Raw genomic sequence first — 21,733 nt, forward strand, 5'->3', positions numbered from 1 at the left:
TTATTAGTTATCTCTTACTTTATTAATTCCCAAGATTCATCACTACCTGGAGTAGAATTTGTCCACCATTTAGCTTTATATTCTTGCCCATTGTGTACGATGTACTCTCCTCCTACACAAATCATTCCTTCATACCAGTTAACAGTCCCATCTTCATTTGGCTTAACAATTTTCTCCCAAACTTCTGATGTACCTGGTGCCTCGCCTTGAGTCCACCATTTAGCCTTATACTCTTGTCCTTTGTAGATAACTATTTCTCCTCCATAGTAAATCTGTGTTGGATCATAAGTATCTCCATCAACTACTTCCTCTTTAACTATCACTACAATAGTTTTAGTAGTTGTTAATCCTTTGCTATCTGTTACTGTATATGTCACTCTATATTCACCTGATGTCATAGTATCTACATTACCTGATACCTCAATCTGTGAAGTTAAGTCACCATCTTCTTTATCATAAGCTGTTACACCTGCTAAAGCATCAAATGCGTCTCCAACAACAATCGTCTTATCCTTAGCTCCAGAGATAACTGGTGCTTCATTTTGCTCTGGCTCAACTACATCTTCTTCTACTGTAACGATAATAGTTTGAATAGTTGTTAACCCTTTATTATCTGTTACTGAATATGTCACTCTATATTCACTTGGTGTCATAGTATCTACATTACCTGATACTTCAATCTGTGAAGTTAAGTCGCCATCTTCTTTATCATAAGCTGTTACACCTGCTAAAGCATTAAACGCTTCTCCAACAACAATCGTCTTATCCTTAGCTCCAGAGATAACTGGTGCTTCATTTTGCTCTGGCTCAACTACATCTTCTTCTACTGTAACGATAATAGTTTGAATAGTTGTTAACCCTTCGCTATCTGTTACTGTATATGTTAATGTATATTCGCCTGGTGTCATAGTATCTACACTACCTGATACTTCAATCTGTGAAGTTAAGTCGCCATCTTCTTTATCATAAGCTGTTACACCTGCTAAAGCATCAAATGCTTCTCCAATGATGATATTTTTGTCTGCTAATCCACTAAACTTCGGTGCAGTATTTGGAGTTGGCAGTACTTCATCACTTCCAAAGTTTTTAAAGAAGTTAGTATGTTCATATGGTGCATAGATTCCTTTATTTGGGTCTGCCATAGAATCTCTATTGATTGACCACATAGAAGTCATACCAATACCTCTATCAATAGCATGCTCTACTACTAACTCAGTCCACTCTTTAACGAAAATAGGATGAGCTTCTCCTTCAAAACCTACTGAAACAGTTGTACCAATTTTTCTATATGCTTCTGCATCTGTTAACTCTATATTTGCATATTTTTTGAAGTAAGCCTTTAATTGATCTTTTGTACTCTCTACTGCTCTTAATGAAGCCGTTCCATAGTTCTCACCTGGAAGCAATGTAGCAGAGCCGTAGCACATTGTCATAATATTTACTAACTCTACATCTACACCTGCTGATAAATAAGCTTCTAATACGTCTAATTGTACTGGTGTTAAACCACTTGGTAATACTGCTAAAGTTAATACAATTTCTACGCCTGTTTCATCTTGTACTCTCTTAATAGCCTTTGCATTAGCCTCATTTAAAGCTTTGTTTGTTGCTTCTCCACCTTCTATATCTAGATCTAATTTTGTTAATCCATAGCCTGTTACGATTTCTTTATAAGTGTTGTATAATACATCTACATCTTGAGTAACTTGCCAAATAGCTGTTCCATTTAATCCACCTAGAGAAATAGCTACATCTCCGCCAAGTGCTCTTACATCTTTAATAGCTTGTTTAATACCTTGGTATTGAGTGTTATCTGCATTCTTTTCATTTAATACGCTATAACCTCCCCATCCCCAATTCACTTTATCATCAGCTACTCCACCTGTAGCTTGAATAAATCCTAAATTAAAGAATTTAACACCTGTATCTTGTGCAACTTTCTTTAAGTTTAGAGCACCATTAACTGAGAAGTCTCCACTATTCCATAAAGTCATATCTGCAAATGGAGCATTTACTTGTGCTGGCCATTCTATACCTTGTCCAACACCGAAATCTGAATCTCCTACTGGTGGTGCTACTACTTCTTCAACTGTAATTATTCTTGTTTTAGAAGTTTCTGCCCCTTCACTATCTACAACTGTATATGTTAGTGTATAAGGTCCTACTTGATTGGTGTCTACTTCACCTTCAACTACAATTTTATCTGTAAGATCTCCATCTTCTTTGTCTGCAGCAGTTACTCCTGCCATTTTATCAAATGTCTCACCTAATTTAACGGTCTTATCTGTTACACCTTTAATAACTGGTGCTTGATTTGGTAATTTAGGTTCTACTGTTATCGTTCTAATAAGGGTTGTTTTTAAACCTTCTGAATCTGTTACCATATATGTAAGAGTATAAGTTCCTACTTCATTTACGTTCACTTCACCTTCAACTACCACATTAGCCGTAAGGTCTCCATCCTCTTTATCAAGTGCTGATACACCTGCCATCGGATCAAATGATTGCCCTACTGTAATTGCCTTATCATTAGCTCCTTTAATAACCGGTGCTTGATTACCTTGTATAATATCTCCATAAATTGTCTGACGCTTAATTTCTTCTCCAGATTTACTAATACGTTGAACAAGTTCAATGCTTTCAATGCTACTAACATCTTCTACCTGTCCTGTTGTTTTAAGTTTGAAAGTATAAGTTTGTCCTGGTTCTATAGCTTTTCCATCCCATATACTTCCGAAGTCAACAACTGTGTACTCTCCATCTTGAGTCACTGTTCCTGCTGTATAGTCACCACTCATAAGAGGCGTTCCTGTATGTTTGATATAAAGTTTTGGAAGTGTAATTGTTTCAGCTATTTTCTCAACAGAAGATAATACTTCTCCACTTTCTTCTAATCTTTCATTATTTTTGATAGAAATTTCATAGCCACCTGTATTGCCCCATGATTCATTATATGGTCTAATAGCTACTTCAATATCTAAACCTGCATAAACAATCTCATACTCTGTTAGTTTACCTTCTCCGAATAAACCTTTTTTTGTTGCTTTAGTAAGTTCATCGCGTTTACTTGAAGTGGTTGATGCATCATTTGATGCCATCCATGCAATAACTCCACCGAGATTATTGTCATTAACATAGTGCGCTTTTTCTATAACAGATCTTACATTATCATAAGTGAAGAATGCACCTGTTTGTTCACTATATAAATATGGTGCTTTAGCTTCATCATCCCAGTATTCTTGTAATCCTTGGTAAGATGCCTTAAGTCTATCTAAATTTCTATAACTCCAAACACCACCACGGCGACCACCATCACCATTTGCTACTGGCAACTCATTGTTTGCCCCTCTTGATGGTGTATGATCTGCATCTTTTGTTACAATAGCTGCTTCTCCAAATAACCCAGGATTTTTAGCATCTGTTCCTGCTGTCACTTGTTCCCATCCACGAGTGTAGTAAGCAGCCCCTACTACTAGCTTTTCAGCAGATGCACCTTGCTCAACCATATAATTTACTACTTGATCAATAGAATATCCTTTATCTATATATGGATCATTTGAATTTGCATAAAGTGGTGTTTGATGTCCGCTAATTGGATCAAATGCTCCTCTCATGTCGTAAGTCATAAGATTTCCAAAATCTATAATTTCGAACATTCTTTGAATATCTACACCATCTTCTAATTTATCACGTGATGCTGGTAATGCTACTGATAATTCATAAGTCTTACCAAGCTCTACTTCTTTTTTATCTAATGCATTTCTAAGATCTTGAAGTAATAAGATATAATTTTCTTTATCTTCAGGTCTTGCATCTGGTGTACCTTCATCATTTTTATTATCTACTAAATCAGGCTGTCTTACAGATGCTGGGTACTCCCAATCTATATCTACAAAATCCATATTAGTGTATTCAACAAATTTCATAACGTTTTCTAAAAAACGTGCTCTTTTTGCTGGATTTGCTGCAACTTCTGAGAAATCCCCTGATTTTGACCATCCTCCGATTGAAACTCCAATTTTTAAATTAGGATTTTTTGCACGAAGTTCTACAAGTGCTGGTAATATCCCTGCATTGACATCTCCCCATGTTACACCTGCTTGTCCTAAAGGATTGCCTATTGCAGCATCTTTATCTGTAAAAATAAGATTACCTTCACTCTCAAAATCTAAGAATGCAAAGTTAAGATGTGTTAATTGATCAGCAGGTATATCTTGTGGGTAGAAATTTCCTTGTCCTCCCCATACTGACCAATCTCCATAATACATAACATTTCGTTTTTGATCTACATTTTTCACAATACCTTGGTGCTCATTTGTTGCAGCATAAATCTGCATTGTAGGCGCTACATTAGATACTATCATTGTAGCCATAAGTGTTTTGGCAAATGCCACTTTAAATTTTTTACTTTTCATATTCTTCTCCTCAAATTAATTTTTTGAAAATCAATCCTTGAAGTGTATCACTTCTAGGCAACTGGCTGGCATAGCTCATTAGGCCTTAGCCCCTATAGCTTTGCGTGAATTACATTTCCATAATCTTGCTTTTTTCTACGTCGTTTACAGTGAAAGTATATCTATTTTAAAAAAACAAGTATATACCTATGAAAGTTTTGACCTATCTTTTGTAACTTTTGGACTGATAATGTATAATTTAAGTAAATCTTCTATTAAGAAAGGAGTTATTTATATGTTAAAAATAGGTTTATGTGATGACCATCCCATGTTCCTTAATCAACTCTCTCATATACTCAACCAAATATCATCGACTTATAATATAGCTTTAGAAATAACCTCTTTTGAATCAGGAGAAAGCTTGCTAGACTTTTGTTCTAGTCATCCAGACTACTTTGATATTTTATTTTTAGATATCTTAATGACTGGTATTAATGGAATTGATACGGCTTCAGGTATTAGAAATTTCTGTGGTGATGTCTATATTCTTTTTGTCACAAGTAGTAAAGAATATGCTTTAGACAGTTACAGTGTAAATGCCTATAGCTACATCTTAAAGCCCTTTTCATTAGAAGCTATACAGCCTAAATTATTAGAGCTTTACGAAAAAATCTCTTTTACTAAGAAAAATATAATTTATGTAAAAAATAATCAAGACATCTATACCCTACACTTAGATCATGTAGTCTACTTTGAATCTAACCTTAGAAAGATTACTGCCTTTATGAAAAATGGTGAGCGTATTTCTTTTTATAATAAAATGTCCAATTTAGAAGAAGACATTAATAATGCTATATTTTTAAGATGTCATCGAAGTTTTCTAGTAAATTTAATGTATGTAAAAAGTTTAGTAGGATGTGATTTATTAATGACTAATAATCAAAAATTACCTATTAGCAAAAAATATTTATCCTCTGTTAGAGAGGCCTTTACTAACTATATCAGAGTTAAATTATCTACATAATTGGAGGGAACGTTATTCTTTTATATTATTTTTTAATTATGTTTTTTTCTATTTTATTTGTTTTGTTTTATATTACAATTAAGCATTTAAATTTTAACATCAAGAATTCAATCTTTATTGTTACAGTATGCTCTACTTCAATCTTACTATTACTTTTAAAAGTATTCTTTGATAAAATAACTATTCTTTCGCTCTGTTTGTATTTAGCTATAAGCTGTATTACTTTTTATATTATTTTTTCACATAAGAAGTTAATTGTATTTTTACTTAGTTTAAAATCCTATTACCTATTCTTTGTTGCTTCTTTGATTGTCTTTAGCTTATGTGAATTAATGCTCCAACAGAATCTATACCTTATTATAAAATCAAAATTTTTATTTTCCTTTGCATTTTTTATTGTGCTACTCTTCTACGGAGCATTTGAAATACTCTTAATAAAGGGGTTAGATAAGGAAAAACTTGAATATCTATTTACCTCTATTAATAAGATCGTTCCTATATCGATGTTTGTTTTACTTATAGGTAAAAATTGTAGCTTACTTTATATCTTATTATTTTCTAGACATGCTTACTTAGTCACCATTGTTATTTTAGCTTCTACGCTTCTAGAGGTATACTTTGGAATATTTGCAGTCATTGCTATCATAAAAGGCTATGACTTATCAATCTATAAACATAAAAATAAAATACTTCATATGCAATATGATTTACAGATATCTAATCTCCAACAGCTAGAGGAGTATCAATGTGAAATAAGACGAATAGCTCATGACATACATAATCATAAAACTGTTCTGTACAATCTTATTGAAGAAAAAGATTATCATACTGCACTCAATTATCTACAAAACTATGGCAATGGATTTAACCATAAAAAGCTAGAAATACTTACTAACCATAAAATATTAAATGCATTATTATTAGCCAAAAAAGAAAGCTGTACTAACAACAATATAAAATTAGATTTAGATATTAATATTCCTAATACACTTAGTTTATCTGACTTTGATTTATGTATTATAATAGGCAACCTAATGGATAATGCTATAGAAGCTAGCCAAAAAATTGTGCATACAGGTAATGCTTATATTAAAGTTAAATCATCTATTATTAATCAAAACTTTATATTTGATATACAAAATAACTTTGATAACTCAATTAATATTAACAATCATAAACTATTAACCACTAAAAAAGATAAAATTAATCACGGTTTAGGCCTATCCAATATTCAATCTACTGTAGATAAATATCATGGAACATGTGAGCTAACCTTTGAAGGAGATGTCTTCTCTTCGTTAATTATAATTCCTCTAGAGGATAATTAAAAAACACCAGTCAAATGTACTTTTTTGACTGGTGTTTTGGGTATTCTAAAGCGAATATTTTATGAAAGCTGCTGCTCCTAATGATAAGAAAATAATAACTGAATTCAATCCAAACTTTTCTTCATTTACCTGACTACTCACTTCTTTTGAGACTTTATTCTGTATACGCTCTCCTTCTAGTAATTCACTTTGAACAAAAATATCTGGTAATACATCGTTCTTTAAAGAATCTTCTCGTATAAAATTTTCCTGTATAATCTTCTCTGTTAATGAATTATTTGTAGGATGTGTCTCTAGTAAAATCCGTTCTGTTAAGTAGTTTTTAGGTAAATAACCATGTTGTAACAGATTACCTTGTAAAGGACTTTTTTCTAAAGCCACTTGTTGCTCATTGATACTACTATTTTGATCTTTTATATTTTTGTTCTCTATACCTTGTAATACTTCCTTTTCTAAGTCTCCTAACATTTCTATAATAGGTATATAGGCCTCCTTATCCTCTTTCTCGACTCTGATTTCTATAAAAAAGTCATTTTTAGTTTCTGCTTTTAGATCATTCCCAGTAGGAACAATATCCGATACCTTCATTATGTATGAAGTAAAATCAGCTCTTTCTCTTTTTCTCACAAAGAGCACATTTTTTCGTCTTTGAAGTTCTGTTAAATAAGCTTTCATAGTAGCAACCTTTTCTTGAGATGTAAGGTTATCTCCTAAGCTCACAATAAGTGGATCCTTCAAGCTTGTCCCACTTCCTCCTAAAATAATAATATTCTCCCTATCTCTACTTTCCTCATCATTTGGAACATCGAGGTCAGAAGGTATTTCACCTTCACTAGGTGGCTTAAGTAAAGATCCTGTTGGTAATGTTTGATTACCTCCATTGGGTGGCTTAACTACTTCTTCTGTTATAGGTTTTTGATTATCTTCAGTCGGTGGTTTACTCTCTTGGATAGGTGGCTTTATCTCTATTCCACTTGTTTCTTCATCTTGAGGTCTAAGATTTCCATTATTATACTGATTTACATTAGTGAGTATGCTTTTTAACTTAGAATAGGCAACATCATTTTTAGAAATCCTCACTTCAATCTTATCATTATTTATATCTATTATATGATACTCATAGTACTCATCCGTATATACGCCTTCATGCCTTAACGCACCTAATAATACTATCTTCCTCATATAGCTTTCTAAGGCACTTTCCCTTTGTATGGAAGAGACAATTTTTTTATTCACTTCTACTTGAAGAATCGTACTATTTTGTTGAAAAGGTCTTCTCAAAATAGGTGTAACTTGCTCACTTACTAATGATTGACTTTTCGTATCTTTAGGGTAATTTCTAACATTTACAGTATATTCTCTAGTCCTATCACTTCCATCAATCGCTCTTGCCATCACCCATACAGTACTTTGAGCTTTACCTGTGATTTTGGCATAGTTACCAGAAGCCTCAAAATCTATACCACCATTATTTCCTGTTACTTGCCATGTTACCTGCTTCTGAGTGGCCTGTGTATCTACAGATCCCTTTATCCTTATATCTGCTCCTACATATAAAACTGCATTTTCATATAATCCCTCTATAAAAACATCTTGAGCTAAGTTTATATTTTGTACATGGGCCTGGTTAGTCTTCTCTATAGAAACATTACTTAAAGGATTTGCAAAAATGCTTATCTGTAATAATAGGGTCAATAATATACTTATTAATATTGCTTTTTGTTTTTTCATATTTCTAACTCCATTATATTAGACTACTATATTTATTAACTATTATTTTCATAGTATAACACATTTCTATTAATCATTTAAATTTCTTACTTATCTTCTACTATAAAAGATAAACTCTTATCTAATAATTTAATATAGCATCCCTCTTTTTCCAAATAGCCTTGAATAATTATATAGCATTTATACTCCTCAGTTGCCTTTGTAGTAGGGTTAATGCCACATAAAAAAGAGAGCTTTGTAGCTCTCTTATATTTTAAAAATATCTTCTTTATTTTCCCATATCCAAATAAGCATTTCACGATTTTGTAGTGCACAGTCCTTATAAACTTCATGATCAACAAGCCATGCAATAAAAATCATCTGAATGGAATAGATCACATAAGGAATTGCTTGTTTTTCTTCATCCGTAAGCTGTGCAATTTGGTCATAACCTTTAATAATGCCCTTAAGTATTTCAGGCCACTTCTCATATCCGTCCTCTACTTCCCTAGATTCTGATAAAATGCCTGTGGCACAATAACAAGGGTCAAAGAGTCTCACATTACGTTCACTTATAGTGAAATCTATGAACCCTGTAATATGCCCTTCATCAAACATAATATTAGAAGGATTAGCATCTCTATGAATCACTTGTCGTGGAAGTTGATTATAAAGCTTAGGGAAGTTCTCCATATACTCTAAATAAAATGCTTCTGGTAGCGGGCATTCCCATTGTTCCATCACCGTTCTAGTCTGTGGCATCGCCCAGTTCATAACCACTTCTAACATATTGGTATCATTGACCTCTAACATATCATCTTGAGCTAGCAATGCTTGATGAAGTTTCCCAATAGCTTCTCCATATTGAATAGCAATTTCAACTCTATTCTCTTGATATCTTTCTTCAACAGGTAAAAAGGAACCAGGAACTCTATTAGTAACAACGAAAAACCTATCCCCTTCAACAATAAATTCTTCTCCTTGTTTTGTAGGTATAGGGCAGGGTGTCACAAGCCCTACCTTTGCAAGTGCTTTAGAAATTGCAATGTGCCCTCTAAGCTCTGCAATATTTTTACCTGTTTTAAAAATAAACTCATTACCAATGTTCCAAGTATCTCGTGACTGCATTGCGCCACCTGCTGCAAAAGTAGGTTCAATTTTCAACGTTCTATCAAGCTCCCAATTTAATAATATCTCTTTGATTTGTGTGTTTGTAAGCATACGCTTTGCCTCCTCCAATAAACAAACTGCCTTTGGTTTTTTAGCAGTATTTAATTTAAGAAACTTAGAAGGAGAACATCCAAACTCACGTTTAAAAGCCTTATAAAAACCAGCATGTGTATCAAATCCATAAAGTAATGCAGTATCAACCATTTTACCTGTCTGGCTTATTTCATAAATAGCATGTAGAATACGCCTCTTAGTAATATAAGCCGCTACTGGCATTCCCACAACATCTGAAAAAAGATGACAAAAATGATAATTTGAAAATCCCACCCTCTTTGCAACTTCAGATATTGAAAGTTCTATCTTCAAATTTTCCTCGATATAGTCTATGGCTTTTTGTAATAGTTCAATAGTTGACATGTTTGTTCTCCCTTCGCTTCTTCCCTCTCGGTAATTAAAGTTTATCAGAAGATTATCTAGAAAATATTTCCTACGTTGTGATGATTAAAGTCGTTATCTTTGAGCAAGGTATTCTCTAATGCGTGGTTTTAACTTCTGCTTATCCTTGGAATACTTCAAATAGTACTCTAAACTTTGCACCATCATGCTTTGCCCCTCTATTAAGAGTACTTCAGCGTCTTTATTAAATTCATCTTGATTTATTGCTTTACTACTTTCATAAAATAAGCAATGTACTTGCTGACCTTCTACTTCTATAAAAAAGTACTCTAAGCCTATGTCACAAACTCTTTTACTTGAACTCATCTTATAATCTTTAAACACTTCCTTAACCCTTTCTCTTTCACTGTACATAAAGACTATATCGATATCATCCATTTCAAAGTCTATTCCATGAATCAAGACCGAAGTTGAAGCATCAAAATGATAGCTTATATTGCTTTGCTCCAATATGTTAGCTAAATTTTTTATAACTATCCTCTGTTCCATTAGTCTATCCCCCATATCTTAGCTATGAATTATCTTTACTTAAACTGAATTTATAACACGTTTAGCGAACACATTTTAATACTTACTTAAAGCTTCTTAAAGAAAATTATAATGTATTCTTCTTTTAAAATCTCTATATTACTAAAAAGTTCTTTTTGCTTTATAATGTCTACTTCCTTTTGAGCAGAGTAATAAAAAACAAAAGACACTACTTTTATCAATAAGTAGCGTCTTTTACTATAATCTTATTATAGTGATTGCTTTAAAATTTGGATGATCTCTTCCTTAGTTAAAATCTTATATCCTCCAGGTAAAATAAAAGCACCATCTGCAATATTACTTAGCATCTCTTCTGTTACTCCTAGCTCTGTTAAATTCATTACTAAGCCCAGTTCTTTCATATAGTTTTCCATTTGATCAAGCCCTATTTTTGCTACTTCATCATCGCTTTTACCTTCTGGATTAACATTCCATACATTTATTGCATAACGTTTAAATTTAGCAAGACCATATGGCATAATATGGCGATAATACGGCATTGATATGGCTGCAAGTGTCATTCCATGTGTTGCATTTGTGTGACCTCCAACTGACTGTCCAATCATATGAACCATCCAGTCCGTAGTTTTTCCTTTAGCAACTAATGTATTAAGTGCCCATGTGGCAATCCACATTATATTACTTCTTGCTTCATAATTTTGAGGTTCTTTAAGTGCTATTTTTGAACTATTAATTAATGATTTTAATAATCCCTCCATAATATAATCTGAAGTATTATCATCCGTTCCAGAGAAATACTGTTCTAAAATATGAGACATTATATCATAAAAACCAGCTACCATTTGATACTCGGGTAATGTATAAGTATAGATTGGATTTAAAATAGAGAATTTAGGAAATACCTTATCTCCAAATACATGACCAATTTTCAATTTGCTTTTAGAATTTGTAATGACAGATCCACCATTCATCTCAGATCCTGTTCCTACCATTGTTAGAATACATCCTACAGGAATAATTTTGTTATCTACATCTTCCATACGAAGATAATATTTTTCCCATGGATCTTCTTCACAATGAGTTGATACTGAAACTGCTTTTGCATAGTCACAACAAGATCCTCCACCTACTGAAAGAATTAAATCAACATTATTTTCTTTTGCAACTCTACAACCTTCGTAAAGTTTTTCTAGTGTAGGATTTGGCATAACCCCTGATACTTCAAAAACATCTTTATCTGCATCTTTTAAAATCTTTATGACATCATGGTAGATACCATTCTTTTTAATAGAACCACCACCGTAGATTAATAGCACACGTTTACCATAAGTAGCAAGCTCTCCACCCAAATAAGAAAGTGCGTCTTCTCCAAAATAAAGCTTTGTTGGATTTGAGTACTCAAAGTTTCCTAACATATATAACCTCCTATTTTTAATTACTATATTTTATCCCTATAACTTACGCTTCTATATTTTTTATACATCTTGCAGGATTTCCACCCACCACTGTTTTTCCCTCTACATTTTTTGTAACAACTGCTCCAGCAGCTATAACAGCCCCCTCACCAATAGTTACACCAGGTAAAATAGTTGCATTGGCTCCAATCCATACATTCTTACCTATATAAATGGATTTTGGAATGAGATTACCTCTCTTTTCAGGTACCATACTATGATTCAATGTGGCTAGCACAACATTATGTCCAATAAGTACGCCATCTTCTATAGTAATACTACCCTGATCTTGAAACCTGCATCCAGAGTTGATAAATACATTTTTACCAATTACAATATTCTTTCCACAGTCCGTATAAAAAGGTGGAAACATACGAAATGATGGATCCACTGATTTCCCAATAATCTCTGAAAAACTCCTTCTAATTTCTTCAGGCGTCTGATAAGAATTATTTAGTTTATTAGTAAGCTTTAGAGCTTCCTGTGAAAGATAGCTCATAAATTTATGTATCTCTGAATTTGCATCTATTTCCTTGCCACTATTTAAGCACTCTAAAAATTTTTCTAAATTCACGGTTTCACTTCCTTTTTATCTACTCTTTTACTGCAAAAGTAATCTCTACAGTTCCATTTCCAAGTACTTCAAAAAGTGAATCTGCATTCTCCACATAACCAAGATCCGTATATTTATAAGAAGAATCAAAGTCTTTATAAAATACCACTAAACAATCTGAACCATAAAGTTTGAGATCACCTGCTTTTATTTCTACCGTTGTTATCTCATTAGTGGGTAAACTACTATCCATATAAGAATACTTTTCATTGCCATTCAATTCATTAAGTGTAATGGTCATGGGTAACAAGTTTATAAATGTTCTAACTGTCTCATTATCATAGAGTGTAATACTATAAGTTTCAGCACCAATTATCATTTCTAATTGCGGTACCCTACCATCTACTTGTTGGGTTACGCCTATACTATTAACAGGTAACTCTATACTGCTAGGTAATTTTTCGATGAGCTCAATCCTATTTCCACATCCACTTATTATTCCAAATAAAATGAATACAGCTAGACTATTTATGATTTTATGCATCCTATTCCTCCCCTTATTTATAACCCCCTTATTGATGTTTAGTATAAATGCCAAGAATAGATATATCCAATACTTATATCAAATACTCAAGTATACTTGACAGGCATATCAAACCCTCCTAAAATTGACTCATTATAGTATGTTTTAGAAAGGAGGATTCTCTTATGGAGTTACGTGTATTACAATATTTTCTTGCTGTAGCTAGAGAACAAAGTATCTCTAAAGCCGCCGAATCCTTACATCTATCGCAACCAACACTCTCAAGGCAAATTCGCGATATGGAAGAAGAATTAGGAAAGCAATTACTGATTCGTGGTAATCGTAAGATTACTCTTACTGAAGAAGGCAGGATTCTACGAAAGCGTGCAGAAGAAATCATCAATTTAGTACAAAAAACGGAAAAAGAAATTACATTTACTGATGATACTGTGAGAGGTGATGTTTATATAGGTACTGGAGAAACAGAGGGTGTACGCTTACTTGCGCGTGTTGCTAAAGAACTTCAAAAGGTATATCCCCAAATTCATTATCACATCGTCAGTGGAGACTCTATGGATATCATGGAACATCTAGATAAAGGACTTTTTGATTTTGCTATCTTACTAGATCCTGCGGATGTATCAAAGTATGAAGCTATCAAACTTCCTTATAAAGATATTACTGGTGTTTTGATGCGCAAAGACAGTCCTCTAGCCAAAAAAGAAAGTATTCATACTTATGAACTAGCAGCTCTACCCCTTATCGTCTCTAGGCAACAACTCAAAAATGGTATTTTGGATTTTTTAACTTCCCAGTCAGGTACTCCCCTCAATATTGTTGCATCTTATAATCTAATATTTAATGCATCTCTTATGGTAGATGAAGGTCTTGGATATGCTATTGGTCTTGATAAGATTATTAATACTACCGGTAACACAAATCTAACATTTAGACCAATCACTCCACCTGTTGAAATTGGAATGCATTTTGTTTGGAAAAAATATCAAGTTTTCTCTAAGCCTGCTGAAATCTTCTTACAAAAACTCCTTACTTCCTTAAAAGAATGATTTAAACATATAAAAAGAGTGAGGTTATTGCTATTAAGCTTAACCTCACTCTTTTTATAATTTAGATAGATATTTAATCTGTCAGTTCTATTCCTTCTTCTCGATTGCGTTTTTTCCTTCTTCTATGGAAGAAAACACTCCCACCTACAATAAACATGCTGATTGCTATCCCTATAATGATTTCCTTTATATAGTTTGGACCTTCTACACTCGTACTTCTCCATGTCACCTCATGCGTTGCCACATCAAAGTAAATATATTTACCATCTCTTTGGTATGCTTGTTGTTTCCAGCTCTCTCCCTCTTTAACTTCTAAAGTTAATGTCTTGTTTGAATCAGGTACTAGATAACGTATACGATGTACTTCATTACCATCCTCTGGTATAACCACATGCCATTCTTCTATGGCTACTTTATCATCTGACTTATTTTCTATCTTCTGTTGTGGTAAGTTTTCTACGACTAGTTTATCTGTTTCATTAAATAATCCTTCCACTAGGACAATAGGCATAGCCTGGTCAAGACGTTGCTCACTTTCTAATGTAGTCACAAGTGAAGAGTAGACTGCATCTACATAGACATCAAAAAGCATGCATTCTTTATCAAAGTCTTCCCATTTACCATAGTAATTCTCTCTATAAGGCACTTCTGGTAACATCCCTTTGTCAAATGCTTCCCCGTATGTAACCTGTACTTTTTCTAGTAACTTATCTTCAACCATAAAGTAAACGGCAAGTTCTGAGAATGACTTAGGCATTCCCTCAAGGGTTATAAAGTCTTCGTACGCCAATGGTTCTGCTTTTCCAGCATAGCTAATATTATCAATAGCACCTAAATCACCCTCAACATAGTAGTTACCTCTAACTTGACCGCCACTTTGGACTTGACCAGCAACAGCCCCTCTATAGTCATTGCCTGCTTCTATCTCTATAAGAGCACCGCAGTCTATAATATCCTTGCCTTCTCCTGCAATCCCTCCTATATAGTCACCACCTGATAAGAAGGTTTTTGCATAGCTTGAACGAATGAGAGACTTAGACTTTCCTGCAATACCACCTACATAGTTTCCACTCTCACTTGCTACTTTCCCTTCACTTACCGCATCAACAACATATCCAAGTTGCATCAACCCGACTACGCCTCCAGCACTATCTTTCTTTGCCTCTACTTCGCCTATGTTACGGCAAGAACGTAGTACTGCCCTTGTTTGGAAGACAAAATTAATAGATTTATCCCCCTTAACTTCAAGGTCATCTTCAGGGTCAAAGCTCTTTTCAACAGCCATAGCTCCAGTAATTCCCCCAACATTAATATCTCCTTGTACAAAGCCTTTATTGGTACTATTAGCTACTTTACCTTCTGTCTGACTCTCTGTATCTATTTTAGAAATATCCTCTGTATAATTATCTACAGAAGGTTCAAAACTCATAACACTTTCTGTAATATCTAATAGAACATCTAGGACAACAAAGAACTGGTCGGTAATTTTCCCTAAGTCATCAAAAGCTAAATTCATTTGATTATTGATGATAACATTCAGTTCCCCTAAGGCATCTGAGGTTTCATGCATACTGGTATAGAGACTTTCCTTTGTGTCTTGATAGATACTATCTCCTACTGTAAAAGTTACTTCAGGCTGTTCAGATAAATAAGTGATGACTTCTTCTACGCCTTCTAAGCTATCTGAAAAATACCCTGCTGCTATTTCAATTTCATCTAAAGCATTTCTAAGAGATTTAATAGCCTTTGCTCCATATTCATTGCTATCTTCTAGATTGCTTAATAACTTAGAAAAATTGTTACTGCTACTTTGTAACCTACTTAAGCTACTTTCTAATGCACCACTACTTCTCTCAAAAGATAACCTTGCATCTCCAAGATATGCAAATGCCTGCTCTATATCTTTATTTGCCAGTGTCTCTGCTGCTGTAATGATTAGGCTATTACCTCTTTTTAAATAATAAACAGCATCTTCTAGTTCGTTTAATGCACTGCCTACTTGGTTAGAAACATTCTCTAACTCACTAATGCTTCTGCCCATACTATTACTAAGTTTCACCATATAATCCATAGATTTTTGTACCGGTGCTATGGCTTCTTCCATACTTACTGCCATATCTGAAAATGCCTCTGTCACAGGTACTAAACGATCAATAGCTTCTGCTATCGTCACACTTATACGATTAACCTCTCCTACATTTGTATCAATAATCTCACCTGTTTGATCTATAAGCGATTCTGCATGTGCCTGCGCTGTATCAACATAAGTCTTCATCTGACTCAGTTGTCCACTAATTAAATCTGTACTCCCCTTACCATTAGTCATAGCACTTTGTAATAAACGCTCTAAAGTGTTTAGCTCATTTCTTAAGGTGTCTAGTTGTGACTTAGAATAGGTTAACAAGGTATAAGGCTCCATTTGCCCAACGATACCCCCTACTTCCTTACGTCCATAGATGGTACCTATGTTGGTACAAGTATTGATATACCCAGATTGCCTTCCTGCAATACCTCCGATATTATACCCTACGTGCTTATAACCTACTGTTCCGCCATTATTACTATTTTGTATCATTCCAGTATTTAATCCAGTGATCCCACCAATATCTGTAATATCCGCACTGATTTCAGTAACCTTCGTTTCCTCATCAACAATTTTCTCAAAGGTAATATCTTGTTCTATCACATGCGTATTAATATTTCCTTTATTGGTACTTCGTAATATGGTCCCTCTATTTTCTCCTGCTACACCACCAATTTGATGCTGTCCATAGACTGTAGCATTCACTAAGCAATCAATAATTTTACCAGATGCTTCGTTTACACCTACAAGCCCTCCAACCTGCTTAGTACCTGTTACCTCTCCTACAAAAGTACACTTCATTAAAGTTCCTTTGTTCTCACCAACAATACCACCGATGACCTCTTTCGAACCTGTAGGATTGATTTTCCCCTCTACTTTGAGGTTCTTAACGATACCCCCTTCTTCTAAATAGCGGAAAAGTCCCTGACTAGCACCTCCCTCTTCTAGTTTAACACCACTAATGGTATAGCCTGCCCCATCAAATGTACCTGAAAAAATAGGAATAGGCATAAACGTTTCCTGGCTTAAATCTATATCGTTTTGTAAAATAATTTGTTTTCCTTTTGACCAACTATCTAAACGTGCCTTTTTAGCTACCTCTATAAATTCTTGTGCATTAGAAATAGTAATCGTTGTCTCCTGTCCTTTTACAGTAAAAAGTGGAAGCAATATAGGTGCTATTAATAAAAGAACTAATAAGAGTGCTACAGGACGCTTCATTGGATTCGTTTTTCTACAGTTGCTTTTATACATGTGCTGTTTCCTCCTCTATTTCTTCTACTTCTCCTGTACTTACCATAGCTTTTAAATCTCCTTCTAGAACACCTTTCATTTCCATATCTACTACACCAGATACATATCCTCTTACTCTACCATTAACAAGCAATTTCCCTGTGCGCTCCTGTACTAAGGTAGACTTTTTCTGTGCAAAAGTTGTACGCTCTATGATGCTATCACCTAGTAATAAAATCTGAGGGAGTACAAAGATAACCAATATCATAGAAATAATCGTTCCACGTCCAATACAAAGGCCTAATGCAGCAATTGTTCCATCTGTTGAAAGCTGACTAATCACTATCCCTGCTGAGGCTAAGATGACACCTGATGTAAGGATCGTTGGAAAGCTCTGATTCAGTGCCTCTACTATAGCTTCCTTAATAGGTAAGGTCTTCTTAAGTGCCATATAACGACTTGTAATAACAATGGCATAGTCAATATTTGCTCCCATTTGAATAGAAGACACAACTAAATAACCTAAGAAAAAGAGTGGTTTATTCTGCAAATAAGGGAAAGAGAAGTTCATCCATATACTTGCTTGGATTACAATAATCAACAGTACTGGTAAGCCTGCTGATTTAAAGGTAAACATGAGGATTAATATAACAAACAATGCCGATAAAATACTAATAACTAAGTTATCTGTTGCAAAGGTTGAAGATAAATCATAGTTACTTGTAGAGTTCCCTACAATATAAACATCTTCATCATAATACTTAGCAGCTACCTCATGAATCGTATCTAAAAAGGCAAAGGTCTCTTCACTTTCCTCTGGTAAGTTTAAATAGATAAGCATACGACTATAATCTTCGCTCATCAACTGTTTCTTCGCATCTGTTAACTGACTATGTAAATCTTCAAGCTCTTCTTGAAGTTCATCCTCTAAAGTTACATACCCCTTATCCACTTGGTCATATAAGAACATAAACATATCAATAAGCGGTACACTATATTCTCCAATATCACTTACTATCTTGCCATAGTCTTCATCATTGACTGCATAAGCCGCATATAAAAGCTGTGCCACTTCATAGTCTAGATCAATCAGTTCAGAAAAGGCTCTGGGTGTTAAATAATCTGTGAGTACATAATCATCCATAGCTTCTGTGGTGGCTAAGCCTAAAGTAGAATCTACTTCATCATAACGCTCTAGTTCTTTTAGGAGTTTCCCCTCTGATATGTAATCTCCCGCTGGTACTACAAGGGCAAGCATATTATTTTTCCCAAAAGTATCATTGACCTTATCTTCTGCCATCTGTACCGCATTTCTTCTAGGTGCTCTTAAGTCTGCTACACCAAAGCTAAATGGACATCGATTAAAGAAGACAAAAGAAGCTAAAACTAGAATTACAAATACTGGTGGTATCACATACCTTGTTTTCACTGCAAACTTCCCTAATCCACGAATAGAAGGAATAAAGTTACGATGCTGTGTTTTATCAATGAGTTTGCTAAATACAATAAGTAATCCTGGCATTAATGTAAATACGCTAAGTAAGCTTAAAATAATGGCTTTAATCAGCACTACAGCTAAGTCTCCACCTATTCCAAAATGCATAAAGACAAGAGCAAAAAGCCCTGACATAGTTGTTAAACTACTAGACGCAATCTCTGGTATAGCTTTGGCCAGTGCCGCTATACACGCTTCACGTACAGGAAGGGTTTCATGCTCTTCTGTAAATCGATGACATAAGATAATGGCATAATCAATCGCTAGTGCTAACTGTAGTACAACGGCTACTGAGTTAGAAATAAATGAAATCTTACCTAGTAAGAAATTAGTCCCCATATTTAGTAGTGCTGCTACTCCAAATGTTAAGATTAATACGGGTATTTCCCCATAGCTTTTTGAAGTAAAGAATAAAACCAACACAATAATGACCGCAGCAATCACTACAATAACCTGCATCTCATCAGCCAGTTGCTTAGCTGTGTCCACCCCTATAGTTGTTGAAACATAAGAGTCATACGGCGCTATCACTTCTCTAATTTTCTCCATGGCTACAAGACTTATTTCATCTTTATCCGTTCCTTTAAATGAAACCTCTATAAGTGCTGAGGCATTTTGATAATATTTATCTTCTTGTTCTAAGGTAACACCAGATACCCCTTCTATCACCTCTATCTCAGAGGCAATCTCTTTAGCGTGATCATAAGAAATATTGGCTAGCATAACCTTCGCTGAACCAAAGGTGGTAAACTCTCTTTCCATAATCTCAACACCCTGCCGTGTCTCGGTATCCTCAGCTAAATACGCTGTAATATCATTCTCTACTTGTACCCAACCCATTGCATATATACTAAATATAATTGCAAATAAATAAAGTAGGAAAAACAAATTACGTTTATCTACAATAAAGGTTGCAATCTTTTCCATGACATGCTGTGATCCTGCTTTCATAACGCTACTCCTTCCAGTTTTTGAGATAATTGACATCTGTCTATTTGTAAATTATAATAAACTTCAATTATTACAAAAAGGCTCAATATCACCTTTTTGCCACTTATTTTACACTTTACTAGAAAGTGTCTCCGAAAGAGGTCTACCATGGAAAAGAAAATGGATTTAAGAGTTTATAAGACTTATACTGCATTAGCAACAGCTTTCATACAGCTTTTAGAAAAAAAGAGTTTTGACGATATCACTATTCAAGAATTATGCGAACTTGCTACCATTCGTCGTGCTACCTTTTATAAACACTTCGCAGATAAATATGAGTTCTTTGTGTTTATGATTAAATGCTTAGAAAACCAATTTTATGAAAAAAACCCTGATCTTCTTACTCATCAGCGTTCTAAATATCACTATATTAAGCTCATACACTATACCCTTGATTTTATCTCTCAAAATGAGGCACTGGTTAAATCTATTTTCAAGAATAGTGTATCTGCCCCTTTACTTAGTTTACTTACTCAGCAGACCACTAAGATCCTTGAAGAAAATCTAAAAGAAGATATAAAGCACGGTGCTGTCTTTCCTGCTAGTCCTGAAGTACTTGCATCCTTTATGATAGGTGCTTTTATTCATACAATCTCTTGGTGGGTATCAACTGATATGCAAATGCCAAAAGAAACCTTAGTCAAACAACTTATCGGTATTATTGATAAGTTTTAATAAGCTCCTCCCCTATCCTATAAAATTTAAAGTTATACAATAAAAAGAGCGGTGGTGCCTTCGCTAAATAAAGATTCACAAATAAAGAGGCTACAACATGAGTATATTCTTACTCTTGTTGCAGCCTCTTTTATTTGTGATAAAGTTCTTCCTATTTAATACTCTTTTTACTCCCAAGTTTTCCATACTTCTGGCTGATAGCCGATTGTCGCCTGTTTGCCATTTCTTACAATAGGTGTTTTAAGTAGCTGTGGGTACTCTAATACCCTTTTTTCTTTGTTCATATGTGAAGCATATTGAATACGAGATACAGCCTCTTTATCTTTACAATTTTCATCAATCATAGCTACGATGCCACCCACAGCTTGTTTGACACTGTTAAGTTCACCTTGACTCATACCCTTTTCTTTCATATCAATCAACTGATACTTGACACCACGTTCTTTAAAGTATCTCTCTGCTTTTTTTGTATCAAAGCATTTTTTAGTTCCAAAAATTTGTATGTTCATTCTCATGTTCCTCTTTAAATGATTTATTCTTATGTTTCTACTTTTGCCTCTCATTATATACTAATCAACTTGTAGAATATAGTCTAAGGAATATTAATTTTGAAATAGGTAACAAAAAAAGATACTACCTCCTCCGAGAAGTAGCATCTTTTCTAAATACTTACGCATTAAAAATATCAGTTAAAGTAGAAAAAGTAATTTAAGACGTAATAATCTTAAACAACCTTTTAATTTATATCGCAAAAATAGAGAGCAATTTGCCCTCTATCTCATTTTACATCCTTTATAGTACAAGCTTTATCACAATTAGTTATTCTAAATACTAATATTATTATGGTTTTGAGTATCACCCTCTCTATCTGCCTCACCTATTTGGTGTTCTATGGTGATGACTGATTGGAATCGTATTGATAGTTCAATAACTTAATTTTATATATTTAAAATTTCTAATTTAATTTTGTAAACGTCCTAATTAACATGACTACAATATATATCAAACATAATACACTAACCAATCGCCAAATATATTCTGCCATACTATCTTCCCTCATAATATTTTCAGATACTTTAAATCGCATCC

At 34.0% G+C, this 21,733-nt stretch carries 14 protein-coding genes and 1 riboswitch; of the genes, 4 read left to right on the forward strand and 10 right to left on the reverse strand.

Annotated elements, in window-relative coordinates; genetic code table 11:
- Positions 1-14: 14 nt before the first annotated feature.
- Positions 15-4,415: a glycosyl hydrolase family 18 protein gene (locus BN2390_RS22325; protein ID WP_082238886.1), complete on the reverse strand. Its 4,401-nt coding sequence runs from the start codon at positions 4,413-4,415 to the stop codon at positions 15-17.
- A gap of 53 nt (positions 4,416-4,468) precedes the next feature.
- A riboswitch (cyclic di-GMP riboswitch) is annotated at positions 4,469-4,555 on the reverse strand.
- Positions 4,556-4,689: 134 nt separating this feature from the next.
- On the opposite strand from BN2390_RS22325, the gene BN2390_RS21830 reads away from it, so the two are divergent.
- Both BN2390_RS21830 and BN2390_RS22005 read left to right on the forward strand, forming a co-directional pair.
- Complete coding sequence (locus BN2390_RS21830; protein WP_053986065.1) at positions 4,690-5,418, forward strand: LytR/AlgR family response regulator transcription factor; 729 nt, start codon at positions 4,690-4,692, stop codon at positions 5,416-5,418.
- A gap of 503 nt (positions 5,419-5,921) precedes the next feature.
- Complete coding sequence (locus tag BN2390_RS22005) at positions 5,922-6,746, forward strand: sensor histidine kinase (RefSeq protein ID WP_198524958.1); 825 nt, start codon at positions 5,922-5,924, stop codon at positions 6,744-6,746.
- A gap of 45 nt (positions 6,747-6,791) precedes the next feature.
- Here the strand turns inward: BN2390_RS22005 and BN2390_RS20050 are convergent, their stop codons facing one another.
- The 6 genes from BN2390_RS20050 to BN2390_RS20075 form a co-directional block, all read right to left on the reverse strand.
- Positions 6,792-8,477: a hypothetical protein gene (locus BN2390_RS20050; RefSeq protein WP_053986067.1), complete on the reverse strand. Its 1,686-nt coding sequence runs from the start codon at positions 8,475-8,477 to the stop codon at positions 6,792-6,794.
- A 246-nt stretch (positions 8,478-8,723) separates the two neighbouring features.
- On the reverse strand, positions 8,724-10,043 hold the full coding sequence (locus tag BN2390_RS20055; protein ID WP_053986068.1) for a helix-turn-helix domain-containing protein: 1,320 nt from the start codon (positions 10,041-10,043) through the stop codon (positions 8,724-8,726).
- Positions 10,044-10,136: 93 nt separating this feature from the next.
- Positions 10,137-10,571 (reverse strand): hypothetical protein, encoded by a 435-nt coding sequence (locus BN2390_RS20060; protein ID WP_053986069.1) that lies wholly within the window; start codon positions 10,569-10,571, stop codon positions 10,137-10,139.
- A gap of 248 nt (positions 10,572-10,819) precedes the next feature.
- Positions 10,820-11,986: an iron-containing alcohol dehydrogenase gene (locus tag BN2390_RS20065; RefSeq protein WP_053986070.1), complete on the reverse strand. Its 1,167-nt coding sequence runs from the start codon at positions 11,984-11,986 to the stop codon at positions 10,820-10,822.
- 43 nt (positions 11,987-12,029) lie between these two features.
- Positions 12,030-12,599 (reverse strand): DapH/DapD/GlmU-related protein, encoded by a 570-nt coding sequence (locus BN2390_RS20070; protein ID WP_053986071.1) that lies wholly within the window; start codon positions 12,597-12,599, stop codon positions 12,030-12,032.
- A 19-nt stretch (positions 12,600-12,618) separates the two neighbouring features.
- Entirely contained in the window at positions 12,619-13,122 is a 504-nt protein-coding gene (locus BN2390_RS20075; protein WP_053986072.1) for a cyclophilin-like fold protein, read from the reverse strand.
- Between the two features lie 164 nt (positions 13,123-13,286).
- Between BN2390_RS20075 and BN2390_RS20080 the strand changes: the two genes are divergently transcribed.
- Complete coding sequence (locus BN2390_RS20080) at positions 13,287-14,168, forward strand: LysR family transcriptional regulator (RefSeq protein ID WP_053986073.1); 882 nt, start codon at positions 13,287-13,289, stop codon at positions 14,166-14,168.
- A 73-nt stretch (positions 14,169-14,241) separates the two neighbouring features.
- Here BN2390_RS20080 and BN2390_RS20085 read toward each other — a convergent pair whose 3' ends face one another.
- Positions 14,242-17,505 (reverse strand): hypothetical protein, encoded by a 3,264-nt coding sequence (locus tag BN2390_RS20085; protein WP_053986074.1) that lies wholly within the window; start codon positions 17,503-17,505, stop codon positions 14,242-14,244.
- Positions 17,498-19,930: an efflux RND transporter permease subunit gene (locus tag BN2390_RS20090; protein WP_053986075.1), complete on the reverse strand. Its 2,433-nt coding sequence runs from the start codon at positions 19,928-19,930 to the stop codon at positions 17,498-17,500. The genes BN2390_RS20085 and BN2390_RS20090 overlap by 8 nt, the downstream gene beginning before the upstream one ends.
- A gap of 147 nt (positions 19,931-20,077) precedes the next feature.
- Between BN2390_RS20090 and BN2390_RS20095 the strand changes: the two genes are divergently transcribed.
- Complete coding sequence (locus tag BN2390_RS20095; RefSeq protein WP_053986076.1) at positions 20,078-20,644, forward strand: TetR/AcrR family transcriptional regulator; 567 nt, start codon at positions 20,078-20,080, stop codon at positions 20,642-20,644.
- 167 nt (positions 20,645-20,811) lie between these two features.
- Here BN2390_RS20095 and BN2390_RS20100 read toward each other — a convergent pair whose 3' ends face one another.
- A complete protein-coding gene (locus tag BN2390_RS20100; protein ID WP_053986077.1) occupies positions 20,812-21,153 on the reverse strand; it encodes an arsenate reductase family protein in 342 nt (113 codons plus the stop codon).
- Positions 21,154-21,733: the final 580 nt, after the last annotated feature.

This window comes from Niameybacter massiliensis, from assembly GCF_001282685.1.
In the GTDB taxonomy this organism is placed as follows: Bacteria; Bacillota; Clostridia; order Lachnospirales; family Cellulosilyticaceae; genus Holtiella; species Holtiella tumoricola.